Annotated in this window: 25 protein-coding genes and 1 other RNA gene; 13 read left to right on the plus strand and 13 right to left on the minus strand. The window is 53.2% G+C overall.

What is annotated here, in order from left to right; all coding sequences use genetic code 11:
- Positions 1-23: 23 nt before the first annotated feature.
- The 6 genes from WCT94_RS03470 to WCT94_RS03495 all read left to right on the plus strand — a co-directional run bounded on the left by WCT94_RS03470 (position 24) and on the right by WCT94_RS03495 (position 4547).
- On the plus strand, positions 24-503 hold the full coding sequence (locus WCT94_RS03470) for a PTS sugar transporter subunit IIA (protein WP_039282757.1): 480 nt from the start codon (positions 24-26) through the stop codon (positions 501-503).
- Between the two features lie 13 nt (positions 504-516).
- Positions 517-831, plus strand: a complete 315-nt coding sequence (locus WCT94_RS03475; RefSeq protein WP_110162821.1) for a PTS fructose transporter subunit IIB — start codon at positions 517-519, stop codon at positions 829-831.
- Positions 832-856: 25 nt separating this feature from the next.
- The gene (locus WCT94_RS03480; protein WP_039510053.1) at positions 857-1948 is read left to right on the plus strand and encodes a PTS fructose transporter subunit IIC; all 1092 of its coding nucleotides are present in this window, start codon (positions 857-859) and stop codon (positions 1946-1948) included.
- 11 nt (positions 1949-1959) lie between these two features.
- Entirely contained in the window at positions 1960-2811 is an 852-nt protein-coding gene (locus WCT94_RS03485) for a class II fructose-bisphosphate aldolase (protein WP_336867989.1), read from the plus strand.
- A gap of 88 nt (positions 2812-2899) precedes the next feature.
- Positions 2900-3763, plus strand: a complete 864-nt coding sequence (locus WCT94_RS03490) for a ketose-bisphosphate aldolase (RefSeq protein WP_336867991.1) — start codon at positions 2900-2902, stop codon at positions 3761-3763.
- 202 nt (positions 3764-3965) lie between these two features.
- Complete coding sequence (locus WCT94_RS03495; RefSeq protein WP_336867992.1) at positions 3966-4547, plus strand: NAD(P)H-dependent oxidoreductase; 582 nt, start codon at positions 3966-3968, stop codon at positions 4545-4547.
- 40 nt (positions 4548-4587) lie between these two features.
- On the opposite strand, the gene WCT94_RS03500 is transcribed toward WCT94_RS03495, so the two are convergent.
- From WCT94_RS03500 to nudF, 7 genes are all read right to left on the minus strand, one after another.
- Positions 4588-5484, minus strand: coding sequence for a LysR family transcriptional regulator (locus WCT94_RS03500; protein WP_336867994.1), 897 nt, complete (start codon positions 5482-5484; stop codon positions 4588-4590).
- Positions 5485-5661: 177 nt separating this feature from the next.
- Positions 5662-6675, minus strand: coding sequence for an aldo/keto reductase (locus tag WCT94_RS03505; RefSeq protein ID WP_336867996.1), 1014 nt, complete (start codon positions 6673-6675; stop codon positions 5662-5664).
- A 193-nt stretch (positions 6676-6868) separates the two neighbouring features.
- Positions 6869-8764 (minus strand): DNA topoisomerase IV subunit B, encoded by a 1896-nt coding sequence (parE, locus tag WCT94_RS03510; protein ID WP_256542518.1) that lies wholly within the window; start codon positions 8762-8764, stop codon positions 6869-6871.
- Positions 8765-8856: 92 nt separating this feature from the next.
- Positions 8857-9438, minus strand: a complete 582-nt coding sequence (yqiA, locus tag WCT94_RS03515) for an esterase YqiA (protein WP_319848712.1) — start codon at positions 9436-9438, stop codon at positions 8857-8859.
- The gene (gene cpdA / locus WCT94_RS03520) at positions 9438-10265 is read right to left on the minus strand and encodes a 3',5'-cyclic-AMP phosphodiesterase (RefSeq protein ID WP_336867998.1); all 828 of its coding nucleotides are present in this window, start codon (positions 10263-10265) and stop codon (positions 9438-9440) included. The genes yqiA and cpdA overlap by 1 nt, the downstream gene beginning before the upstream one ends.
- A 107-nt stretch (positions 10266-10372) precedes the next feature.
- Positions 10373-10804 carry a DUF1249 family protein gene (locus WCT94_RS03525; protein ID WP_336867999.1) on the minus strand — a complete coding sequence of 144 codons (432 nt, stop codon included), beginning with the start codon at positions 10802-10804 and terminating at the stop codon, positions 10373-10375.
- Positions 10805-10808: 4 nt separating this feature from the next.
- Positions 10809-11441 carry an ADP-ribose diphosphatase gene (gene nudF / locus WCT94_RS03530; RefSeq protein ID WP_336868001.1) on the minus strand — a complete coding sequence of 211 codons (633 nt, stop codon included), beginning with the start codon at positions 11439-11441 and terminating at the stop codon, positions 10809-10811.
- A 337-nt stretch (positions 11442-11778) separates the two neighbouring features.
- On the opposite strand from nudF, the gene tolC reads away from it, so the two are divergent.
- The 3 genes from tolC to WCT94_RS03545 all read left to right on the plus strand — a co-directional run bounded on the left by tolC (position 11779) and on the right by WCT94_RS03545 (position 15283).
- On the plus strand, positions 11779-13170 hold the full coding sequence (gene tolC, locus WCT94_RS03535; RefSeq protein WP_336868003.1) for an outer membrane channel protein TolC: 1392 nt from the start codon (positions 11779-11781) through the stop codon (positions 13168-13170).
- 266 nt (positions 13171-13436) lie between these two features.
- Positions 13437-14111, plus strand: a complete 675-nt coding sequence (locus WCT94_RS03540) for a DUF1190 family protein (protein ID WP_129702548.1) — start codon at positions 13437-13439, stop codon at positions 14109-14111.
- An 11-nt stretch (positions 14112-14122) separates the two neighbouring features.
- Positions 14123-15283, plus strand: a complete 1161-nt coding sequence (locus WCT94_RS03545) for a glutathionylspermidine synthase family protein (RefSeq protein ID WP_336868005.1) — start codon at positions 14123-14125, stop codon at positions 15281-15283.
- 69 nt (positions 15284-15352) lie between these two features.
- Here the strand turns inward: WCT94_RS03545 and ygiD are convergent, their stop codons facing one another.
- From ygiD to rsmI, 5 genes are all read right to left on the minus strand, one after another.
- Positions 15353-16138 carry a 4,5-DOPA dioxygenase extradiol gene (gene ygiD / locus WCT94_RS03550; RefSeq protein ID WP_336868007.1) on the minus strand — a complete coding sequence of 262 codons (786 nt, stop codon included), beginning with the start codon at positions 16136-16138 and terminating at the stop codon, positions 15353-15355.
- Between the two features lie 180 nt (positions 16139-16318).
- Positions 16319-17110, minus strand: a complete 792-nt coding sequence (locus WCT94_RS03555) for a hypothetical protein (RefSeq protein ID WP_336868008.1) — start codon at positions 17108-17110, stop codon at positions 16319-16321.
- A complete protein-coding gene (locus tag WCT94_RS03560; RefSeq protein ID WP_336868009.1) occupies positions 17095-17508 on the minus strand; it encodes a hypothetical protein in 414 nt (137 codons plus the stop codon). The genes WCT94_RS03555 and WCT94_RS03560 overlap by 16 nt, the downstream gene beginning before the upstream one ends.
- A 324-nt stretch (positions 17509-17832) precedes the next feature.
- An RNA gene (gene rnpB, locus WCT94_RS03565) (RNase P RNA component class A) lies at positions 17833-18211 on the minus strand.
- 25 nt (positions 18212-18236) lie between these two features.
- Positions 18237-19124 (minus strand): 16S rRNA (cytidine(1402)-2'-O)-methyltransferase, encoded by an 888-nt coding sequence (rsmI, locus tag WCT94_RS03570; RefSeq protein WP_336868011.1) that lies wholly within the window; start codon positions 19122-19124, stop codon positions 18237-18239.
- A 61-nt stretch (positions 19125-19185) separates the two neighbouring features.
- Here rsmI and WCT94_RS03575 point away from each other — a divergent pair, with 61 nt between their 5' ends.
- The 4 genes from WCT94_RS03575 to dolP are packed head-to-tail and all read left to right on the plus strand — an operon-like array spanning position 19186 to position 22773.
- Positions 19186-21204: a penicillin-binding protein activator gene (locus tag WCT94_RS03575; RefSeq protein ID WP_336868012.1), complete on the plus strand. Its 2019-nt coding sequence runs from the start codon at positions 19186-19188 to the stop codon at positions 21202-21204.
- On the plus strand, positions 21201-21557 hold the full coding sequence (locus tag WCT94_RS03580) for a YraN family protein (RefSeq protein WP_256554951.1): 357 nt from the start codon (positions 21201-21203) through the stop codon (positions 21555-21557). Before WCT94_RS03575 ends, WCT94_RS03580 begins: the two co-directional genes overlap by 4 nt.
- A gap of 41 nt (positions 21558-21598) precedes the next feature.
- Positions 21599-22189 (plus strand): DnaA initiator-associating protein DiaA, encoded by a 591-nt coding sequence (gene diaA, locus WCT94_RS03585; protein WP_012773024.1) that lies wholly within the window; start codon positions 21599-21601, stop codon positions 22187-22189.
- An 11-nt stretch (positions 22190-22200) separates the two neighbouring features.
- Positions 22201-22773, plus strand: a complete 573-nt coding sequence (gene dolP, locus WCT94_RS03590) for a division/outer membrane stress-associated lipid-binding lipoprotein (protein ID WP_336868013.1) — start codon at positions 22201-22203, stop codon at positions 22771-22773.
- Positions 22774-22898: 125 nt separating this feature from the next.
- Here dolP and WCT94_RS03595 read toward each other — a convergent pair whose 3' ends face one another.
- Positions 22899-24194: an alginate lyase family protein gene (locus tag WCT94_RS03595; protein WP_336868015.1), complete on the minus strand. Its 1296-nt coding sequence runs from the start codon at positions 24192-24194 to the stop codon at positions 22899-22901.
- Positions 24195-24241 lie beyond the last annotated feature (47 nt).

A 24241-nucleotide genomic window follows, 5' to 3' on the forward strand; every position in this document is an offset into this window, starting at 1 on the left:
CATTTATAGATGAGGTGTGATAAATGGATATCAATAAAATACTGAATGCGAATCGCGTAAAGCTAACTATGTCCGCGACCAATAAAGACGAAGCCATTAATGAATTAACCGACTTGCTGTATGCCGATGGCGCTATTACCAATAAACAGGATTTTATTCATGACGTCTGGCTACGTGAAGCGGAAGGATCGACCGGTTTTGAAAACCATATTGCGATCCCCCACGGAAAATCCTCCGCCGTAAAACAGACCACGCTCGCGATTGGCCGCACCCGTCAGGATATTCCGTGGGAGACGCTGGACGGTAGCCAGGTTCGCTGCATTATTCTTTTTGCCGTGCGTCTGGAAGATCAGAACACGACACATATTCGCCTGCTGTCTCAGGTTGCCAGCGCGCTGGCCGATGATGAGGTGATTGCTCAACTGTTGGACGAATCCGATCCCCATAAAATTATTCGGCTGTTTAGTCAGTATGCAGAAACAGCTCCCGTCACTCCGACATAAGACGAGGCTCAAAATGAATATTGTTTGTGTTGCCGCCTGCACGGCAGGCATTGCGCATACCTATATCGCACGCGAGAAACTCATTAAGGGTGCCAACGCCTTACATTACGCTATCAAAGTAGAAACTCAGGGCACCATTGGTACGGAGAATGAATTGACGCCTGATGAAATAGCCGCAGCCGATGTTGTTATTCTGGCCATCGATATAAAAATAACAGGCGAAGAGCGATTTAAAGGCAAGCCTATTGTTCGGGTAAAAACGGAGGTCGTTATTAAATCTCCGATTAAATTTCTGGAAAAAGTCGCTAGTTCTTTAGCGGGTGCCTGAATATCTCAATTTCGGGGTAATAATTATGAACACCAGAAAAATCACCGTTGGACAGGAAATAAAGCGGCATCTTCTTACCGGTATTTCCTGGATGATCCCGCTCATTGTCGCCGCTGGGATCTGTATTGCTCTCGGTCAGGTGATCGGCGGCCCGGATGTCGGTAAGCAAACCGGCAGTATTGCGTGGATGCTCAACCAGATCGGCGGCTGGGGCATGGGGCTGATTGTTCCGCTCATCAGCGCCGCCATCGCTTACTCCATTGCCGACCGCCCCGGCTTCGCTCCCGGCCTGATCGTTGGTTTCATTTGCGGTCAGATTCAAACCGGGTTTATCGGCGGTATTCTCGGCGGCTTCTTAGTCGGCTACACCGTATTGCTGTTGCGCCGCTACATCAAACTGCCTACCTCGATGCAAGGGCTGATGCCCGTCATGATCCTGCCGCTGCTCAGCACCATTATCGCCGGGCTGCTAATGATGACGTTTATCGGTCAGCCCATCGTCTGGCTGCAAAAAGCGCTGATTCATCTGCTGGAATCCATGCAGGGCGGCTCGAAATTCCTGATGGGAGCGATTTTAGGCGCGATGGCGACCTTCGATTTCGGCGGACCAGTGAACAAGACGATGTCGCTCTTCGCGGATGGCATGCTGGTCGATGGCATCTACGGGCCGGAGGCCGTCAAATTTGTCGGCTCAATGATTCCGCCTTTCGGCATTACGCTTTCCTTCCTGCTAACCCGCTACAAATATACCCGTGCAGAAAAAGAGGCGCTGAAAGCCGCCTTCCCGATGGGGATCTGCATGATTACCGAAGGGGTGATCCCGATTGCCGCACGTGACCTGTTCAGAGTCGTCGCCAGCTGTGTCGTCGCCTCCGCCATTGCAGGCGGGCTCATCATGGTCTGGGGCGTGGAGGCGCCCGTGCCACACGGCGGCATGTTTGTCGTCCCGCTGTTTACCAAGCCGCTGATGTTCTGTCTGGCGCTCGGAATCGGCACGGCAATCTGCGGCGTGATGCTGTCGCTGATTAAGAAACGCGTGACGCAGGCAGATGAAGAGTTCGACGACGTTGACGACAGCAGCGTGCGTGACGAAGACATTAAATTCACTCTCGAATAGCAGGAGCCGCTATGTATGCCGCAATGAAAGCCCTCATTGATGACGCGTATCAACGTCAGTATGCCGTGCTCGCCATCAACTGTTTCAATCTGGAGACCGCCCGTGCGGCCATTGCCGCCGCCGAGCAACAGCGTGCGCCGCTGATTCTTAATGTGTATCAGGGTCACTGCGCGCACTTTCCGCCGCACCTCGCGGTGCCGCTGGTCAAGGCGCTGGCCGAGCAGGCCGCCGTTCCCGTGGCGCTCAGTCTGGATCACGGTACGGCATTCAGCCTGATTGGGCAGGCGTTCCGCGCCGGTTTTTCCGGGCTGATGATCGATGCCTCCAGTCACCCACTGGCGGAAAACATCCTGCGCACGCAGCAGGTGGTGACCATCGCTGCGACAGCGGGCGTTTGTGTGGAAGGCGAGCTGGGTCATATCGCTGACGCGCCCGTCTACGACCAAGAGGACGCCGCAGTGAAAATGACGCAGGTGGAGGATGTCGTTCCCTTTATCCGTCAAACCGGTATCGACCTGCTTGCCGTGTCAGTCGGCACCGCCCACGGCATTTATCCGCCAGGGGTGACGCCACGGATTGATTTTGAACGTCTTGAAGCCCTGCATCGGGAATCGACCGTGCCGTTAGCGCTGCACGGCGGCAGCGGCACCAAGGCAGACGATATTCGCCGCGTCAGCCGCCACGGCGTCGCCAAAATCAACGTCGGTGCGGCCGTTTTTGAGGCAGGAAAAACGGCATTGCAGCAGGCGCTGCATCAGCATCCAACGACGGAGTTATCCGACTTACTGGCAACGATGGAATCTGCCTGCCGCGACGTGGTCGTCGATTATCTCGGTTGGTCAGGTTCCGCCAACAAAGCCTGACCGTTCGCCTTTACCCGCTTTCGCCATCAGTGGTTTTCCACTGGTATAGGAACGCTTTGCCCTTTATCCGACACAGGAGAGACATAACATGTTGATTTCAATGACTGACATCCTGAAACCCACGCGTGAACACCGTTTCGCTATCGGCGCCTTTAACGTGGCCGATAGCTGCTTTATCCGCGCCGTAGTGGAAGAAGCCGAAGCGACGAATACCCCGGCCATTATCTCTATCCACCCGAGCGAGCTGGAATTCGTTACCGATGAGTTCTTCGCCTATGTGCGAGAAAGAACGCTGCGCAGCCCCGTACCGTTTGTCATCCACCTCGATCATGGCGCCTCGATCGCACACGTTCTGCGTGCTATTCAGTGCGGATTTACCTCCGTCATGATCGACGGCTCGCTGCTGCCTTATGAAGAGAACGTGGCACTCACCACCGAAGTGGTGAAACTGGCGCATGCCGTTGGGGTTTCCGTGGAGGGAGAATTAGGCACGATTGGCGACACCGGCACCACGATAGAAGGCGGCGTCAGCAAAGTGATCTACACCGACCCCGAGCAAGCGGAAGATTTCGTCAACCGGACGGGCGTTGATACGTTAGCCGTCGCTATCGGCACCGCGCACGGTATCTATCCCAAAGACCTGAAGCCAGAGCTGCAAATGCATATCCTGCGGAATATTTCGCAGCGGGTTTCTATTCCGCTTGTCTTGCACGGCGGTTCGGCCAACCCAGACGCCGAAATTGCCGAAGCGGTGACGCTTGGCGTGGGCAAAATCAATATCTCCAGCGACATGAAATTCGCCTATTTCCAGAAAGCGCGAGAAATCCTCAGCCGTGAAACCTGGTGGGACCCTAATGCCATCTACCCGGAACCGATTAAGGCGGCAAAAGAGGTGATTCGCTATAAAATGGCGCTCTTCGGCTCAACGGGAAAAGCCAGTTTATATCGATAGCTACGCCACACCATCTGACCAAGGCAAGAGAGGATTCTCTTGCCTTTTCCTCCGACCATATTATTTCAATAGAGCACCATTCTGCTTCTTATTGTTGATATTCAGTCAACAGTGTTATGCGCTACCGCACATTTTTCTGCCCGAATCTCTCCTCTAGACTACGCCCAACATCATCGTTGATAACCGATTCGAGAGCAGACTTATGCAAAACATTTTACTGATTGATGCAGGCAAATCATTCGCTCACTCCAAAGGTGAACTGAACCATACCCTTACCGAGGTCGCAGCCAGTTTCCTGCGCGACAAAGGTCACGACGTCCGCGTGACGGTCGTGGACAACGGCTATGATATTGAACAGGAAATTCAGAACTACCTGTGGGCGGACACCATCATTTACCAGATGCCGGGATGGTGGATGGATACGCCGTGGATCCTGAAGAAATACATTGATGAGGTATTTACCGCCGGTCACGGTTCGCTTTATGCCAGCGATGGCCGTAGCCGTTCGGATGCCAGCAAGAAATACGGTTCAGGCGGGCTGCTACAAGGCCGCAAATATATGCTGTCTCTGACGTGGAATGCGCCGCTGGAGGCCTTCAACGATCCCGAACAGTTCTTCCACGGTGTGGGCGTGGATGGCGTGTATCTACCGTTCCATAAAGCGAACCAGTTCATCGGGCTATCCCCCTTGCCGACCTTCATCTGCAACGATGTGATGAAAGAACCGGACGTTCCTGCTTATCTTGCAAATTACCGCCAGCATCTGGACGAACACATGGCCTAATCGGTATTAGGCTCACTTCTCTACCGCTGTGGGCCACGCCTCACAGCGGGTTTTCCGTGAGCTTCTCGCTCATGAAATCCAGAAAACAGGTAATGCGCGCCGCCAATTGGCTATTGCGATAATACACCGCGTAAACCGGCAGGCTGGCGTCCAGCGTCTCCTCGGTGAGGATCGGTACCAGCCTCCCCGCCGCCAAATCATCCCGGATCAGGAAGGTAGACATACGCATAATCCCTTCGCCTTGCAACGCAAGTTGACGCAAGATCTCACCGTTTGAGGCTGATAGTACTGGCTTGATGGTATAGAAGTCCTGAAGCCCGTGCCGTAGCGGCCAGTGATTCAGCGACTCCGACTGGGTAAACCCCAGACAAAGATGATCGGCCAACGACTCGACCGTCTTGGGCGTACCATTTTGCTGTAGATATTCAGGACTAGCGACAATACGCAGCTTGCTTGCACCGAGCAGCCGGGCATGAATGGTGGAATCTTTGAGCGTGCCGATGCGAATGGCGATATCGGTATGCTGTTCAAGCAAATCAATAATGAAATCGTCAGCGTTGAGTTCAAGAACGATCTTGGGATAGCGGCGGCGAAATTCCGGCACCAGCGGCACAATCACATGCTGCATAAATGCCGATCCCGAATTGACCCGCAGCCGTCCGCTCGGTTGCTCGTGGCGCAGCAGTACCTGCTCTTCAGCGTGTTCCACAGCGTGAATCACATCACGGGCGTGTTCAAGAAACATCGTGCCTTCTTCGGACAGCGAGAGGCGTCGCGTGGTACGGTGCAGCAAGGTCGTCCCCAGCTTGTCCTCCAGACGCCGCAGCGCCCGGCTGATGCCCGACGTGGTTTGCCCCAGCTGTTCCGCTGCCGCCGTGATCGAACCGGTGTCGATCACCACCACAAAAGCCTGAAGTTCCTCAAGCGTGACTTTCATAAGCGCGTAAACCTGCCGTCGATTCGGTATTCACCAAATGGTATCGTGTGCTCGCATCATACCGCAGTCACCTGTAAATGGCTGCCACGTGAAACACCGCTCTGCCGAAGCAACTTATTCGCCCCGCAGGGATGAAAAGCGCCGAGAAATGTTTTAGGCAATGACACATCAACGTGTTCACGCCTGCTTTTTGGTCTTCGCCTGCGGGATATTCTGCACCATGACGCCGACCAGTCTATGTGGCTGGTAGCCTTCTTCCAGATAACAAATTTCATCGTCGCTCAGCGTCAAATTCACCGCTTTCACCGCGCCGTCGATATGGTGTTTCTTCGTTGCCCCGACCACAGGGGCGGTAACTTTGGTGAGCAGCCACGCCAGTGAAATTTCGGTCATTGAAACGCGGCGTCGGGCGGCCAGTTCAGCCACGCGGTCGATGATGATTCGATCCTGATCGGCCGTTGTATCGTATTTCCCTTTGGCGTAGGCATCCTCCTTTAAACGCAGGGACTCTACTCCCTCCAGACGCGACAGACGCCCGCTTGCCAACGCGCTGTAAGGCGTCAGCGCGATATTGTCTTCAGCGCATAAACCGAATAGCTCGCGTTCATCTTCGCGCATAATCAGGTTGTAATGGCTTTGTACTGAGACGAATGGCGTCAGGTTTTCACGTTCCGCTATCGCATTTGCCTTCGCCAGTTGCCACGCGTAGCAGTTGGAAATTCCAATGGCGCGCACTTTTCCCACTTTCACCGCATAATGCAGCGCATCGAGCACATCCAGGATCGGCGTGTTGTAATCCCAAATATGGCAGATGTAGAGATCGACATAATCCATCCCGAGGTTTTGCAGGCTTTGGTCGAGCGACTGTGCGATAGCCTGCTGCCCGCTGATCCCGTCTGAAATCTGTTGCTGAGTGCGCGGCAGGAACTTGGTGGCGACCACTACATCATCGCGTTTCGCCATATCGCGCAAGGCCTTGCCGACATAGCGCTCGCTGGAACCGCGTTGATAGGCGATGGCGGTGTCATAAAAGTTGATGCCATTTTCCAGACCATAACGAATGATCTCACGACTCTCCGCTTCTCCGAGCGTCCAGCTATGTTGCCCTGTAGATGCGTCACCGAACCCCATACAGCCCATACATATTCGGGAAACGGTGAGGTCGCTGTTGCCGAGTGTGGTGTATTGCATGGTTTCTCCCTGTGCTGAATACGCTGATTGAGACAGCGCTTTTCCGTTGCTGGGTTATCAGGTTAGGTTACTGGCGGAATCAGGATAAAGCAGAGAAATGTGCCTGTTTCCACAGTTCGAGTGAACATCTCGAAAACAGGCAATAATACGGATTAACGAATCGCTTCTGAGCGTACGGTGAATCGTGTGACGGTTAGACCTCGATCTCCGCCTTGTCACCTTTCTCTTGCAGCCAGTTGCGGCGATCTTCCGAACGTTTCTTCGCCAGCAGCATATCCATCATCGCCATCGTCTGATCGATGTCGTCTTCTTTGATGGTCAACTGCACCAGACGGCGCGTATTCGGATCCAGTGTGGTTTCGCGCAGCTGTAGCGGGTTCATTTCGCCCAATCCTTTAAAGCGCTGAACGTTCGGCTTGCCTTTCTTGCGCTTAAGCTGTTCCAGCACGCCCGCTTTTTCCTCTTCGTCCAGCGCGTAGTACACCTCTTTGCCCAGATCGATGCGGTACAACGGCGGCATCGCGACATAAACGTGACCACCCTGAACCAGCGCCCGGAAATGGCGAACAAACAGCGCACACAACAGCGTCGCGATGTGCAGGCCATCGGAATCCGCATCCGCCAGAATACAGATCTTACCGTAACGCAGTTGGCTGAGATCGTCGCTGTCAGGATCGATGCCGATCGCCACCGAAATATCGTGCACTTCCTGTGACGCCAGAACCTCATCGGAGGAGACTTCCCAAGTATTCAGGATCTTACCTTTCAGCGGCATGATCGCCTGGAATTCACGCTCGCGCGCCTGCTTCGCCGATCCGCCCGCCGAATCCCCTTCCACCAGAAACAGCTCGGTTCGGCTGAGATCCTGTGAGGTACAATCGGCCAGTTTGCCCGGCAGCGCAGGCCCGCTGGTCAGCTTTTTACGCACCACTTTCTTGGCGGCACGCATACGGCGCTGCGCGCTGGAAATCGCCAGCTCGGCCAACTGTTCCGCCGCCTGCACGTTCTGGTTCAGCCACAGGCTGAACGCGTCTTTCACGACGCCGGACACAAACGCGGCGCATTGACGAGAAGAAAGACGTTCTTTGGTCTGCCCGGCAAACTGCGGTTCCTGCATTTTGACTGACAGCACGTAAGCACAGCGTTCCCAGATATCGTCTGCGCTCAGCTTCACGCCGCGCGGCAGAATATTGCGGAACTCACAGAATTCACGCATCGCATCCAGCAGCCCCTGACGCAGGCCGTTAACGTGTGTCCCGCCCATTGGCGTCGGAATCAGGTTAACGTAGCTTTCCGTCAGCAGTTCACCGCCTTCCGGTAGCCAGAGCAGCGCCCAGTCTACGGCTTCGGTCTCGCCAGCAATCGACCCCAGAAACGGTTTTTCCGGCAGCGTGATCAGGCCATTCACCGCTTCACACAGGTAGTCGTTCAGACCATCCTGATAGCACCAACGCTGCTCGGTATTATTAACTTTGTCTTTAAAGATGATTTCCACACCGGGGCATAAGACCGCTTTGGCCTTCAGCAGATGCGTCAAACGGGAGACGGAAAAGCGGGCACTGTCAAAGAACGTCTCATCCGGCCAGAAATGCACGCGCGTCCCGGTGTTACGACGCCCACAGGTGCCCGTTACGGTGAGATCCTGCACTTTATCGCCGTTGGCAAACGCGATGTCATACACCTGACCGTCGCGTTTAACAGTGACTTCAACACGGGTAGACAGGGCGTTCACCACGGAAATCCCTACGCCGTGCAAGCCACCCGAGAACTGGTAGTTTTTACCGGAAAATTTACCGCCTGCGTGCAGACGACACAGAATCAGCTCAACGGCAGGCACACCCTCTTCCGGGTGAATGTCCACCGGCATCCCACGGCCATCGTCAATCACTTCCAGCGACTGATCGGCGTGCAGAATCACATCAATACGGCGCGCATGACCCGCCAGCGCTTCGTCAACGCTGTTGTCTATGACCTCTTGCCCCAGATGGTTAGGACGCGTGGTATCGGTGTACATTCCCGGACGACGGCGCACCGGTTCCAGTCCGCTGAGTACTTCAATCGCATCAGCGTTATAACTTGATTGAGCCATAGTTTGCGTTAATTCTTTGAGTTCAGTGAATGGGGTTTAACGAGCCGCACCTTCGCGAGTCGTTTTTCAATCCATAATGCATAGGTGGCGATTCAGTCTGTCGTGAGCCCTAAGAAATTCACAATCGGCGTGAAAAAGTGCTCAAATCCGACAAAGGCATGATTGCCCCCTGACTCCACAGTTTGACGGCAGGCCGTGTAATACGCGACTGCCTGACGATAATCCAGAACCTCATCCCCCGTCTGCAACAGCAGCCAGAGCAAATCCGGCGATTCCAGTCGGTCAACCTGCATGACCTTCAGATCGTAAACGTGCCGAGACTCTAGCACATATTGTTCACCGGTGTAGGGGTTCTGGTATTCGCCCAGATGGTCCAGCAATAGCTCAAACGGCCTCACCGCAGGATTCACCACTACGGCAGGCAGCATAAAACACTGGGATAACCAGGTGGCATAATAACCACCGAGGGAAGAACCAACAATACCTACCGGGCGACCAGCACGCTCCATAATCAACGATTCCATCATCTCGGCGGCCTCCGCCGGATAAGGCGGAAGCTGTGGAATCACCATGTCAATCTCAGGATGCTGCTCCGCCAGCCACGCTTTCAGCGCGGTCGCTTTCGCCGACTGTGGCGTACTGTTGAAGCCGTGCAGATAAAGAAGCGTGGGCATTAGTAACCGTCCGAATCCATGTCAGGCAGGAATTCGCTGCCCGACAGACGATAGACCTCGGTTTCCAGGCGACCATCCGGCAGCAGATCCAGATAGCGCCAACCCGGCGCTACGTCATCAATCGTGAAGTTAGTACAATGCGGTTTAAACTGCACGCAGGTCGACGGCGTAGCCAGCAAGCGGCGGCCATGCCAGTCAAAATCCATCTCCTGATGAATATGTCCACACAGCACGGTGTTCACCTGCGGATAGCGATCCAGCACCGCAGACAGGCTATGTGCATTACGCAAGCTGTGCTGATCGAGCCAGGTACAGCCGGAAGGATGCGGATGATGGTGTAGCAGTAACAGCGTAAAGCGGTCAGGCTGACTTTTCAGGCTGCGCTCCAGCCATTCAAGCTGGTATTCGCTCAGCTCACCATGCGGGACGCCAAACACCTGACTATCCAACAAAATAATCTGCCACTTGTCACCCAGCAGCACATGCTTAGATGGCGCGATACCGGCCTCAGCCAATGCATCAACCATCGCCGGTTGGAAATCATGGTTACCGGGAAGCCATACGCAAGGTGCAGGGATCTGCGCAATGCCGCGCGAGAAGTGATGATAGGCCTCCAGCGTGTGATCCTGCGCCAAATCGCCCGTCGCCACGATTAAATCAAACGCATCCTGCCGAGCCCTGATGGCATTCAGCACAGCGTGATAGCTACGATAGGTGTTGATACCCAGCAAGGTTTCATGCTCGCCCGCAAAAAGATGGGTATCCGTTATTTGTAAAATCCTGACTCTGGCGCCACTCGCCACAGGCAGTGTCAACAGGCTTTCCAAATGGTGTCCTTGGTTACGTAAATCTGTCTCTACCCGTCATCTCTCAAATTGCAGAATACGTTAGCTTCCCTTGATGGCCCGACTGTCGCCGTCCTGCGCCTTGAAATCTATTGGGTATCGAAAACCGGTATCGACATCGAACCATACGCCAAACAATACTTTAGCCAATCAGCAAGAAACTGATTAATTTGATGCTTTTCGTCACGTTGATGTAACTTCTTATTAGGATAATCATAACGTGCTTTGAAGCGAAAGATCTGCTGGCTGGCACACACTTCCGCAACCAGTGCATCATGATACAGCCTAACGCTCATCATTGGCAGGCTCCAGTAGCTGACAGTGGGCGCTGTCTGCTTGATTTCGACCAATGAGGTATAGCGGGTAGACTCAAGAATCGTCAGTTGATAGACCGCATTATTGGCGTGATAAACCGCGATTTCACCGACTTCATCAATTTTTGGCAGCAAACGCCGTAATTGCATGAAGTTGGTTTCACATAGCCTCATCATGGCCGGGAAATCCGGAGTATAACGTTTCATAAATTCAATCCACCCACGCGCGTTTCAGTTCTTCATGGTGCAACGCCAACCATTGCAAGGCAATGACAGACGCGGCGTTATCAACGATGCCTTCTTCAACCCATTGATAACTTTGTTCACGACTCACGACATGTACACGAATATCTTCATTCTCGTCCGCCAGGCCGTGAATGCCTTGCGCCGTTCTGGTATCCACTTCACCCACCATCACCGCCAGACGTTCGCTGGTGCCGCCGGGGCTGGCGAGATAGTTGATTATCGGTCGGCAACGGCCAACCCTTAATCCGGCTTCTTCCTGTGCTTCGCGCCGCGCCACCTCTTCGTGGCTTTCTCCTGGTTCAATCATGCCAGCCACCAGCTCAAACAGCCAGGGAGACGCACTGGTGTCATAGGCAGCAATCCGAATCTGTTCTATTAATACCACTTCATCACGCACTGGATCGTAAGGCAACAACACCACGGCATGGCCGCGCTCCAGGATCTCACGACTGACTTCACCGCTCATGCCGCCATTAAACAGGCGATGGCGGAAGCGGTAACGCTCCAGAGAAAAAAAACCGTCGTACAGCGTTTCGCGTGCAATAATTTCTACATCATCTTTGGTGAAAGTAACCGGACCGGATGCGGAAGACGACATGGCTGCACTCCTGTAACAAGTATTAATGGAATCCGGTATTGTATGGCGGAATCCGCTGTCATTATACTCATCATTGTTTTTGAACGTTTATTAGGCGTGACGTTGGCGAAGTGAAGGGAATTCCCATCCATCGCATCACGTTTCGGTACCTTACTGAACAGCAAAACGTCGCACTGGATCATCCAAGAGGTCAATTTACCTGACCATTTGGACATCTTCCGCTGAAAGATGGCACGTTCAGCTACCTTATCCTATTGGCAGATTCTGATAGAATCGACAATTATTCGTCTACAGACAGCGCTACCATAGCGAGATTGCTGCACAACAAGGAATGCAAATGAAGAAATTGCTCCCTCTTCTGATTGGTCTGAGCCTGGGCGGTTTTAGCGCCATGAGTCAGGCGGAAAACCTGTTACAGGTCTACCAGCAGGCAAAAAGCACCAACCCTGATTTACGCAGCGCTGCGGCAACCCGCGACGCCGCGTTTGAAAAGATTAACGAATCACGTAGCCCGTTACTGCCGCAGTTGGGAATCAACGCCGGTTATACCTATAACAAAGGTTACCGTGACAGCAATGGCGTCAACAACAACGAGAAAAGCGCAACATTGCAGTTAACCCAGACGCTGTTCGACATGTCCAAATGGCGCGCCCTGACGTTGCAGGAAAAACAGGCGGGTATTGAAGACGTCACCTATCAGACAGCCCAGCAAAACCTGATGCTGAACACGGCGACCGCCTATTTCAACGTTCTGCGTGCGATTGACTCACTGTCCTACATCAATGCGCAGAAGCAGGCGATTTATCGCCAGTTAGACCAAACGACACAGCGTTTCAACGTGGGTCTGGTTGCCATTACCGACGTCCAGAACGCTCGTGCCCAGTATGACAGCGTGTTGGCCAATGAAGTGTTGACGCGTAATACGCTGGATAACGCGTTGGAATCATTGCGCCAGATTACCGGTAATTTCTACCCGCAGTTGGCCGGCCTGAATATCGAGCGTTTCTCTACGCAGAAGCCTGAGGCCGTTAACAACCTGCTGAAAGAAGCGGAAAACCGCAACCTGAACCTGTTGTCCGCACGTTTGAGCCAGGATTTGGCGCGTGAGCAGATTCGCTCCGCCGAAACAGGCTACATGCCAACGCTGGATCTCACCGCGTCTACAGGGGTCAGCGATACTCGTTATTCTGGTTCCCGCACGAATAGCGGCAACTTCAATGATACCGACGCAGGGCAACACCGAGTTGGCATTAACTTCACTCTGCCACTTTATAGCGGCGGCGCGACCAACTCACAGGTGAAACAAGCACAGCACAGCTATGTTAGCTCAAGTGAACTGCTGGAAAGCGCACACCGTTCTGTTATCCAGACCGTACGTTCATCGTTTAACAATATTTCTGCCTCCATCAGCAGCATCAACGCTTACAAGCAGGCTGAAGTATCTGCACAAAGCTCTCTGGATGCAATGGAAGCGGGTTATCAGGTAGGAACACGTACCATCGTTGACGTTCTGGATGCCACCACCACGCTGTATAACGCGAAACAGCAACTCTCCAGCGCACGTTATGATTACCTGATCAATCAGTTAAACATCAAATCCGCGCAGGGCACGCTGAATGAAGCCGATCTACAAGCGCTGAACGCATCACTGGGTCAGCCGGTTTCCACCACACCAACCGTAACGGACAACAGCGCTCCGCAGGCAACCACCGCCTCGGCACAGCGTTAATCGGCTAGCAGCGTTTACCGATACAGAGGGGAACTACGGTTCCCCTTTTTCATCCCCACACCTTTCCAGCAGAATAACGTCGTGGTATCAGAAGGCGGGAGCCATCTTCTCTCACCATAAAGCGAAACGTTGCACAACAGAATGTATAGCAACGTAAAGACCCCCTCCGTTACACCTATTGCCGCTTTAAATTCAAGCAGCGTTCCCCTATTCTTAGGCACACTTATTGGTTATTAGCCGTGATGCTTTGCTCTGGGATAAACACGATGAAACGTACAAAAAATATTAATCAGGAAATGTTCCGCAAGGAGTGGCGAACGCACCGTCTGGCACCTGTCGCTTTGGCCGTCAGCGCCGTATTTTTCCTCGCGGGCTGTGAACAAACCGATGAAACCGTCTCTCTCTATCAGAATGCAGATGACTGTTCGTCAGCTAACCCGTCAATGGCAGCCCAGTGCACCACCGCGTACAATAATGCGTTAAAAGAAGCGGAAAAAACGGCACCCAAATACGCAACGAAAGAAGACTGCGTAGCAGAATTCGGCGAAGCGCAGTGTACTCAAACACCTGCCCCAGCACAGGCTGGTATGGCCGCAGAATCCCAGCAGGGCGGCGGTATGTCATGGATGCCATTGATGGCTGGCTACATGATGGGCCGCATGATGGGTGGTGGTGCTGGTTTCGCACAACAGCCGCTATTTAGCCCAAAAACGCCAGCCAGCCCAGCCAATGGTCAGTTCGTTGATGCTGCGGGTAAAAACTACGGCAACGCGACAACAGGCCGTACGATGACCGTGCCAAAAACCGCACTGGCGCCGAAGCCTGCAACGACCTCCACCATCACGCGTGGTGGCTTTGGTGAAACCGTCGCGAAACAAAACAGCATGCAGCGCAGCAGCGCCAGCTCAAGTTCCAGCTCTTCCCGCAGTATGGGCGGCTGAGGACGTATTGAATGAAGCGGATAGATATTACAGCGCGTCCTGACTGGCAGGAAAAAGCGACCGAGTTTGGTTTTCGTTTCCACACTATGTACGGCGAGCCCTACTGGAGTGAAGAGGCTTACTACCAGTTCACCCTTGCTCAGATCGAAGAGCTGGAAGAAACCACGGCGGAACTGCACCAGATGTGCCTGCAAGTGGTGGAAAAAGTCATCAATAGCGACGCGCTGCTCGCCAAGTTCCGTATTCCCAAACACACCTGGGAGTTCGTCAGACACTCATGGCGTACCAATCAGCCTTCGCTGTATTCACGCCTCGATCTGGCGTATGACGGCAAGTCTCCAGCCAAGCTGCTCGAAAATAATGCGGATACGCCAACGTCGCTGTACGAAGCCGCCTTTTTCCAATGGCTTTGGCTGGAAGATCAAATCAACGCTGGGAATCTGCCGCAGAATTCTGACCAGTACAACAGCATTCAGGAAAAGCTGATCGAACGCTTTGAAGAGTTAAAGCTGAATCATGGCTTCGGCCTGCTGCACTTCGCCTGCTGTCAGGATACGGAAGAAGATCGCGGCACGGTGCAATACCTTCAGGATTGTGCGCTGGAGGCAGGTCTGCCGAGCGAGTTTCTGTACATTGAGGAAATCGGCCTCGGTGAGAAAGGCCAGTTTACCGATCCTGAAAATCAGGTGATTGGTAATCTGTTCAAGCTGTATCCGTGGGAATTCATGCTGCGCGAGATGTTTTCCACCAAACTGGAAGATGCTGGCGTGCGCTGGCTGGAGCCCGCCTGGAAAAGCATCATTTCCAATAAAGCGCTGCTGCCGATGCTGTGGGAAATGTTCCCGAATCACCCCAATCTGCTTCCTGCCTACTTTGCGGAAGATGAACATCCCAAGCTGGACAGCTATGTCACTAAGCCGCTGTTTTCACGCGAAGGGGCAAACATCCAAATTATCGAAAATGGAAAAGAGATTGCGTCAGCCGATGGCCCTTACGGCGAAGAAGGCATGATCGTCCAGCAATATCACCCTTTGCCGAAATTTGGCGATAGCTACACGCTGATTGGTAGCTGGCTGGTAAACGATCAACCTTGCGGTATCGGCGTACGTGAAGATCGCGCCCTGATCACTCAGGATCTCTCGCGTTTCTATCCGCACACCATTCTGGATTAAGCAGAACAATTGAAACTAATAAGGCACGGTTTTCACCGTGCCTTATTCATTACTGACGCCAAAAGCGGATTATCCCACCTGCACCGACAGCATACTCAACGATCCCATTTCAAGCCCATCGACCGGAATGCCGATCGCCTCTTTACCGTCCCAGCTTCCCAGCACATAGAGCAGCGGGAAATAGTGATCGGGCGTCGGGTTAGATAATGCGGCACCTTCATGCTGCATGAAATTAACCAGCGGATGGTCATTACCCTGATAAGTCAGGTTATCACGCACAAATTGATTGAACGAGATTGCCCACGGATACGGCTCCGCATCACCATCCCATTTCACCATCCGCAGGTTATGCACGACGTTACCACTGGCGACAATCATGAAGCCTTCATCACGCAGTGCCGCCAGCTTGCGCCCTAATTCGTAGTGGTACGCAGCAGGCTGTGTGCCGTCTACGCTCAGTTGCACAACGGGAATATCCGCATCGGGATACATCTTGATCAGCACGCCCCAAGAACCGTGATCCAAACCCCATTGGCTCTGATCGGCCGTCACGGGATACGGCGCCAGCACCTGCTGGATTCTCGCCGCCAATTCAGGCGAACCCGGTGCTGGATACTGGGTATCAAACAGCGCCTGCGGGAAACCGCCAAAATCATGGATGGTGCGTGGGTTTTCCATCGCCGTTACGGCGGTGCCACGGGTATACCAGTGGGCAGAAACGGCAATAATCGCTTTCGGGCGCGGCAGCGTCTCACCCAACGTTTGCCACGCCTGCGTATACACATTGTTTTCCAACACGTTCATCGGGCTACCGTGGCCGAGGAACAGTGCAGGCATCCGGGAAGTGTTGTTCATAGTCATATCCTCTGAAAGATGTCAGCGAGCGTGCAGCCGCACGCGATGGCCTTACTTTACGCGCTTTATGACACAGAAAAAGTCAGAGTTATGTGATGAAGAACATCAATTAATTTGAAAGGTATTACATACATGGCAGGACAAGGGAGAAACCTCCTGCCAAATCGGCGGTTTTTAATTTCAACGGATGACGACCATCCGTGTCCTTTCAGGCTCTCGCACATAAGTGATTTTGCCTATCACACACTTTTTGTCACATGCCGATATGATATTAACGATCTGCGTACAAGACTCGACATTCAGATGGTTATCTCCCCAATCTGAGAGTTGAGCCTGACTGAGATTTAAACCGTCCCAAGGTTTGAATCGACCATACCCAATACCACCTTCTGCAAGCACATCTACAAAGCCTGGCAGATTTGCATCATAAATCTGAACACGACCAACGGCCAGCATACCCCTTGCCCATATTCTCGCACCGTAAACAGTCTGTTTGTTATCACAGACAATATGATCATACCAGTTCAGCAAAAAACCATAGACGGTTCTGGCAAGCCCGAATTGCTCTAAATCGGAATGAACAAACGCACCTTTAATTTGCATACCAACTTGTTCACCATTTTGGGCCAAAAAACGGTAAGGTCGGTAAGCAAATCTCGCTATCACAGTATCGTGCTCTTCATTTTCCATACCGGAAGTAAGCAACTTTTCAATGATTTCTTGCTCACTTTGGCCTTCAGAAGAAAGTTCTTGGCTATGCAATTCAAACCACCCTTCTGTACCACAACCAACTTCGGTGGCTACGAGACAATACGGTGGTGCATTAAGACCAGTCAGTTGGTATTCAGAAAGGCGTATAAATGAAAAAGTGCGAGGGGCTATGATATAGCCCTCTCGAATCAAAGTTTTAGAATCACAGTCAGGAAATTTGTCGAGCTCTTTTGAATAGCTGTCGATTAACGATGGTGCCATTGGTTAGCTACACGCCTCTCCGATGCGGATTTATTGCGCACTAGATTAACATTAACACTATAATTTTTCTTCAAAAACATAACAATGCTACGTTCAATCTCTGGAAACACTTCCTGTTCGGTGTCTACAATTTCAGGGTACTGTTTTTCCGGCTGAACAACGAATCGCAGGCTATCATTAAACACTTTAAGCTCTGCAAATGGCTTAATGGTGTACTTAGCGTTATCAACATCACTCTTCATAGTGATGATGAAAAGCTGATGCTTGAGCGCGCCACTTTTGTTCAGATGACGAATCTCAAGCGAATCAGAACTATGATGCAGCGGCAACGTTGCAATCATGCTTGTACTGTTTTTGATCGTCGTAACTGAACGTTCTGAGATAAGAGCGTCGTGCATGTGTCCACCTTAGCTGAGTGCTCATAGAGCGAGCTCAGCGACCTTCCTCTCAGGAAGATTTAGAGGCTACGAGTATGCGTCGTAGGTGTAAAAAAATTGTTCACGTGTTCGCCAACTGTTGGCTAAATCTACGTCATTACTCAAAAATGATCAAGCCATTGATAGGATTCAATCCAGCAAACATAAGGGATTTACGCAGTAAGCAGTGTCTTTTATAAGGTGCTTTTTCAGATACCTTTATCTGCCCTTTACTCTGTATCTCCGCTAATGGCAAAGAGCCTCATCCCCATAAAGCAAAACCCCGCCGAAGCGGGGTTTTATGATGAAGGGAGTTGACCGTTAAGCCGGGTTCTGTCGTGGACAGTCATTCATCTAGGCCAGCAATCACTCACTGGCTCAAGCAGCCTACCCGGGTTCAGTACGGGCCGTACCATGTGAACCCCTATTTGGCCTTGCTCCGGGTGGAGTTTACCGTGCCACGAACTGTTGCCAGTCGCGCGGTGCGCTCTTACCGCACCCTTTCACCCTTACCTGATCCCACTCGCGTGGGCCATCGGCGGTTTGCTCTCTGTTGCACTAGTCGTAGGCTTGCGCCTCCCAGGCGTTACCTGGCACCCTGCCCTATGGAGCCCGGACTTTCCTCCCCTCCACCTGTCTCCCCCGAAAGGGACGGCAGTGAAGCGGCGACTGTCTGGTCAACTCCGGCGCGGATGATAGGGCAAATTGCCCTACTTGTCATCCCCCGATTCACCGCTATCGCCTTCTTGCTCCAGCCCATAGCGGTAAAGCGCGTTTTTCTTCACACCGTGAATCTCCGCCGCCAGCGCCGCCGCTTTCTTCAACGGCAGCTCGGCGCGTAATAACGTCAACGTGCGCAGCGCTTCCGCCGACAGTGCGCTGTCATCAGCCTGGAACCCTTCCACAATCAGCACCATTTCCCCTTTGCGACGATTCTCATCCTCTTTCACCCAGGCCAACAAGTCGCCCACAGGCGCGCCGTGAATCGACTCCCAGGTTTTGGTGATTTCACGCGCTAATACGACATAGCGCTCGGCCCCCAGCACTTCGCGGATATCTTGCAGGCTGTCCAAAAGGCGATGTGTGGATTCGTAGAAAATCAGCGTACGAGGTTCTTCCCCCAAATCGCGTAGCGTATCTTTACGCGCCTTGGTCTTGGCAGGCAGGAAACCTTCATAGCAAAAGCGGTCAGACGCCAGACCGGACGCGGAGAGCGCCGTTATCGCCGCGCACGCGCCCGGCAGCGGCACCACGCGAACGCCAGCTTCACGGCAGCGCCGAACCAAATGGTAACCGGGGTCGTTAATCAGCGGCGTACCTGCATCTGAAACCAGCGCGATGCTTTGCCCTGACTGCAATTTAGCCAGTAGCACATCCGCTTTTTGTTGTTCGTTGTGATCGTGTAATGCGAACAGCCGCGCATTAATCGCAAAATGTTGTAACAGCAGACCGGTATGGCGGGTATCCTCTGCGGCGATCAAATCAACGCTCGCCAATACCGCCAGCGCACGCTGCGTGATGTCGCCCAGATTGCCGATTGGCGTGGGGACAATGTAGAGGGTAGATGCAGAAATGTCTGCTTGTTGGTCTTGATTCATTGTTTCATCCGGGTTGCCGATTTAATATTGAGCATCTTTAAAAAAAATCACTGGATACAGTATGCTTCCCTTTCATTTCGTCCGTACCCAGGCAGGGCGAGTTATCCCTGTTTTGTTAGCGGCACTGTTTCTCGCAGGCTGTCCAAGTCACGCCCCGCAGAGCCCACCACCCGAGGTTCAGGGCAAAGCCGACGGCTCATCCGATTATTATCTGCAACAGATGCAGCAAAGTAGCGATAATAACAAGGCTGACTGGCAATTACTTGCTATTCGTTCCCTATTACAGGAAGGGAAAGCCCCTCAGGCAAGCCAGCAGTTCAACGCGCTGCCAGAAAAATTGAGCGCGGCGCAAAAACAAGAACAGCAGCTACTTAGCGCAGAACTGTCCGTCGTCCAAAACAACATGGATGCCGCCAAGGCAGCGCTGAGCCAGCTTGATGTGGGCGCGCTTTCCGATCAGCAGAAACAGCGTTATTACCAGGCACAGATCAAGACAGCACAAGGGCGTCCTTCCATTGAGCTGCTGCGGGCCTATATCGCTCAGGAGCCGCTGCTGAAAGGCGACGAACATCAGATCAATCTCGATCAGACCTGGCTGATGTTGACGCAAATGTCACCGCAGGAATCCAGCTCGCTGTTGATTAATGCGAATGAAAATGTGCTGCAAGGCTGGGTCGATCTGCTCAATAACTATCAGGACAACCGGACTTCCCCCGATCAGTTGAAGAGTGCGATTCAGGACTGGCAAACGCGCTACCCACATCACCCTGCAGCGAAAACGCTGCCTACGCAGTTGAATCAGGTACTCAACTACCAGCAGTCATCGGTGAACAGCATCGCGCTGCTGTTACCACTTAACGGTCAGGCGCAGGTTTTCGCTAATGCCATTCAGCAAGGCTTTAACGCGGCCAAGAACGGTCAGATAGCCACCGCCCCCGTATCTGCGCCTACTGCACCTTCAGCGGACGCTGCGCAGGACGGACAGGTAGTCCCATCATCCGACGGTCAGAATACCCAATCGCCCGCGCCATACAGCAATCAGGCGGCAGCCTCTCCGGCACCCGCACCGGAACCACAGGCAACGAGCGCTGGGCTGTCCAGCTCGCTCCCGGTTAAAGTGTATGACACCTCTTCACAGCCGCTGGCGAATATTCTCACACAGGCACAGCAAGATGGCGCATCGCTGGTCATCGGTCCTCTGCTGAAAAATGAAGTGGATCAGTTGGCAAACAGCCAATCACCGCTGAATATTTTGGCATTGAACCAGCCGGAACACGTCGAAAATAGCCCTAACATCTGCTATTTCGCGCTCTCTCCGGAAGATGAAGCCAGAGACGCCGCAAAATTCATCCATCAGCAGGGTAAACAGCAGCCGCTGGTCTTGGCCCCTCGCGGTGCGCTGGGCGATCGAATCGTCAACGCATTTGCTCAGGCCTGGAACCAGCAAAGCGGCACCAGCCCTCTGCAACAGCGCTTTGGCAACACCGCGGAGTTAAAACAGGCTATCAATAGCGGCGCAGGCTTAAGCCTGAGCGGCCAGCCGGTTAGCGTGTCGCAACAGCAGGCGCAGCCGGGTACCACCATCGGGGGCTTAACCATTCCGTCACAGGTCCAACCGACGGTCAGTTCATCCGTTAGTGGCAATATCGATGCGGTCTACATCATCGCAACGCCAGACGAGCTGGCACTGATTAAGCCGATGATCGATATGCGTACCACCTCACGCGCACGTCCAGCGCTTTATGCCAGCTCACGTAGCTTCCAGGCTGGATTAGGTCCTGACTTCCGCCTCGAAATGGAAGGTTTGCAGTTCAGCGATATCCCGCTGTTAGCAGGCGCGAACCCGGCACTGATGCAGCAGGTCAGCAGCCAGTTTAAAAACGATTACTCGTTAGTCCGCCTGTATGCCATGGGGATGGATGCCTGGACGCTCGCCAGCCACTTTGGTGAAATGCGCCAGATTCCGGGTCACCAGATTCCCGGCGCAACGGGGATGCTAAGCTCAGGGCCGGATTGCACCATCAATCGGCAGTTAACCTGGCAGCAATATCGTCAGGGCCAGTTGGTGCCCGTTCTCTGAACCAGCGGGCCGCTGGCGCAGTTTATGAACAACAGGCCCGGCGTTATCTTGAACGCGCGGGTCTGACCTTCACCGCCGCAAATGTTACGCTACGCGGCGGTGAGCTGGATTTAATTATGCGTGACCGTCATATCTGGGTGTTTGTTGAAGTGCGCTATCGGCGCAACGCTCATTTTGGCGATGCGGCAGCCAGCGTCACCCGACGCAAACAGCAGCGATTGCTGCATACCGCTGCCGTGTGGTTGGCGCAGCGAGGCGCCAGTTTTGACACGGTAGACTGCCGTTTTGACGTGCTGGCAATTACGGGCGATCGGTTCGATTGGCTCCCGAACGCCTTTGCCGCACAGGGATAATTCATCTTTAATGGACTTCAATTTACGTAGGTTAACTCAACGTGCTGGATAGAATAAAAGTTTGTTTTACCGAGAGTATTCAAACGCAGATTGCAGCGGCAGAAGCCTTGCCAGACGCCATTTCCCGTGGCGCGATTGCGATGGTGCAGTCCCTGCTGAACGGCAACAAGATTCTGTGCTGTGGCAACGGAACATCAGCCGCCAATGCGCAGCATTTTGCCGCCAGCATGATTAACCGCTTCGAGGCGGAACGCCCTAGCTTACCGGCTATCGCACTTAATGCGGATAATGTGGTCTTAACTGCGATAGCAAACGACCGCTTGCATGAAGAGGTCTATGCCAAACAAGTCAGAGCATTAGGTCAGGCAGGCGACGTATTACTGGCTATTTCAACCCGTGGCAACAGCCGCGATATTGTTAAAGCCGTAGAGTCTGCCGTTACTCGCGACATGACAATTGTCGCCCTGACTGGCTACGATGGCGGAGAACTGGCTGGGCTGCTCGGGCCACAGGATGTGGAGATTCGCATCCCGTCACACCGCAGCGCCCGTATTCAGGAAATGCACATGCTGACAGTAAATTGCCTGTGCGACTTGATTGATAACACACTTTTTCCACACCAGAACGATTGAAGGAGCACTACATGAGGATAAGTTCTGCATTTGCCGTGCTGTCTATCGCCCTGCTGCTACAAGGCTGTGTCGGGGTTGTTGCTGTTGGCAGTGCCGTGGCGACCAAAACAGCCACAGATCCGCGTACTGTTGGCACGCAGGTTGACGATGGCACACTGGAAGTCCGCGTGACGAATGCAATCAGCAAAGACGAGCAGCTGAAAAAAGAAGCCCGTATTATTGCGACGGCTTATCAGGGGAAAGTCTTGTTAACAGGGCAAGCCCCGAACACAGAAATGGCAAACCGAGCTAAGCAAATCGCCCTCGGCGTGGAAGGTGCAGTCGAAGTCTACAACGAAATACGTCAAGGCACTCCAGTCTCAATGGGAACCGCCTCCATGGATACCTGGATCACCACCAAGGTTCGCTCACAGATTCTGGCAAGCGACACGGTTAAATCTTCTAACGTAAAAGTCACCACGGAAAACGGCGAAGTCTTCCTGTTAGGCTTGGTAACACAGCGTGAAGGCACCTCCGCCGCAGAAATCGCCAGTAAAGTTGGCGGCGTGAAGCACGTAACAACGGCCTTCACCTACCTGCAATAACGCTTTATCTCTTTAATTCGTTTGTCTTTTTAAAAGTAAAAACCGCTGATGAAAACATCAGCGGTTTTTTTATCTCGAATAGACAGGCACGTACCGTCGCCCGATGGAATCAGGGTACAACCGAATTACGGTGTGGCCGGATTCAGCAGCCAGAGCGCACGGCGGGTTTCCACGCTGATATGGCTCGGTTCTTTATCCCGTTTGCCTACAGCCCCGGTAAGTAATTCCGTAAAACCCGCCTGTTTGATTTGCGTCTGATAACGCGGCGCTTTTACACCTCGCTCCGCCTGTAATAACAGCGGAATAAGGCGGCTGCTTTGTCTGTCCATCGTCTTGCGCGGCCACGCCTTATTTTCATCCAGATACGGTGCCATAAAATCCAGCGCCTTTATCACACTGCTTCCCTTCGGTGTTTGGTATTGCCAGATATTCTCCCCAACGCGGGACGCCAGAATAGCCATATCCGTTATCGCCTGGAGGTTGAAATAGCTGTAATGGAAAGATCGCGTGCGCGCCAGTTCCTCCGGCTGAGAACCATCCGGTTGCAACTGGTGATCCAACTTTTCCCGCTGCAATTGCGCCATGGATTTCACCACGTCGATTTTGCCCAGATACCAGGCAATCCCCGCCACCTGTACGGTATACCAGCTACCGTGGTTGTTCTGCGCCGTTGCCTCTTTTTTTCCCAGTTTGCTGGTTTGCAGCCAGTGCAAATAATCGCTCATCCATTTCTGCATCTGCTGCTCATCCTGCGCCGTCCAGCCCGGAGCGTGACGCAACATAATCAGCGAATCGACAATGCGGGTGGAAAAATAGCGTCCGTCCAACACGCCCGACCCTCTGCCCGGCGCGATGCCCGGCACGCCTTGCGCGAAATCGAGATTAGGGTTCATGCGCGTCTCGGGGTCGATAAACCAGGTACGGATCATCGATATGGCCTTATCGGCATAAGCCTGTTTGCCCGAGAAGTACCACGCCAGCGTCAACGCCTGCGTTTGGGCCGTGAATTTTGCCAGCCTAACGCCATCCGTCTCTTCATCCTTGCTGGCAGGGTTTACCTGCCCATCACGACGAATCCAAGGCAAACCATCAGCTTTGTCGGGATCGGGCCACCAGTAGGCGCTGAGGCTCAAATAATCATGCTTTGAGCCGCTAGGTGGAGTAGATTTTTTTTCCGTCACACTGGGGTTATCCATTTTCAGCGCGCGATCGGCTTCCGAAATAAGCTGCTCGTACGCCATTCGCGTCTGTGGCTTTTCCGTTTTCTGCTGTAACTGCCGTTTTACCGAAGATAGCTGGGGCTGCTGCAAGAAGGCGTAGGGATTATCGGGGGGTGACGTTTTAGGCTCCGCATCCGCACGGGCAACGGAAGCCACACAACACAATGCAACCAGTAAACCTGACCAATAACGTAACCGCATACTTTCTCCTGATGTCGAAAACACGACCGTTAACGCAAAAATTTATC

Source organism: Pectobacterium sp. 1950-15, assembly GCF_037136835.1.
Classification (GTDB): Bacteria; Pseudomonadota; Gammaproteobacteria; order Enterobacterales; family Enterobacteriaceae; genus Pectobacterium.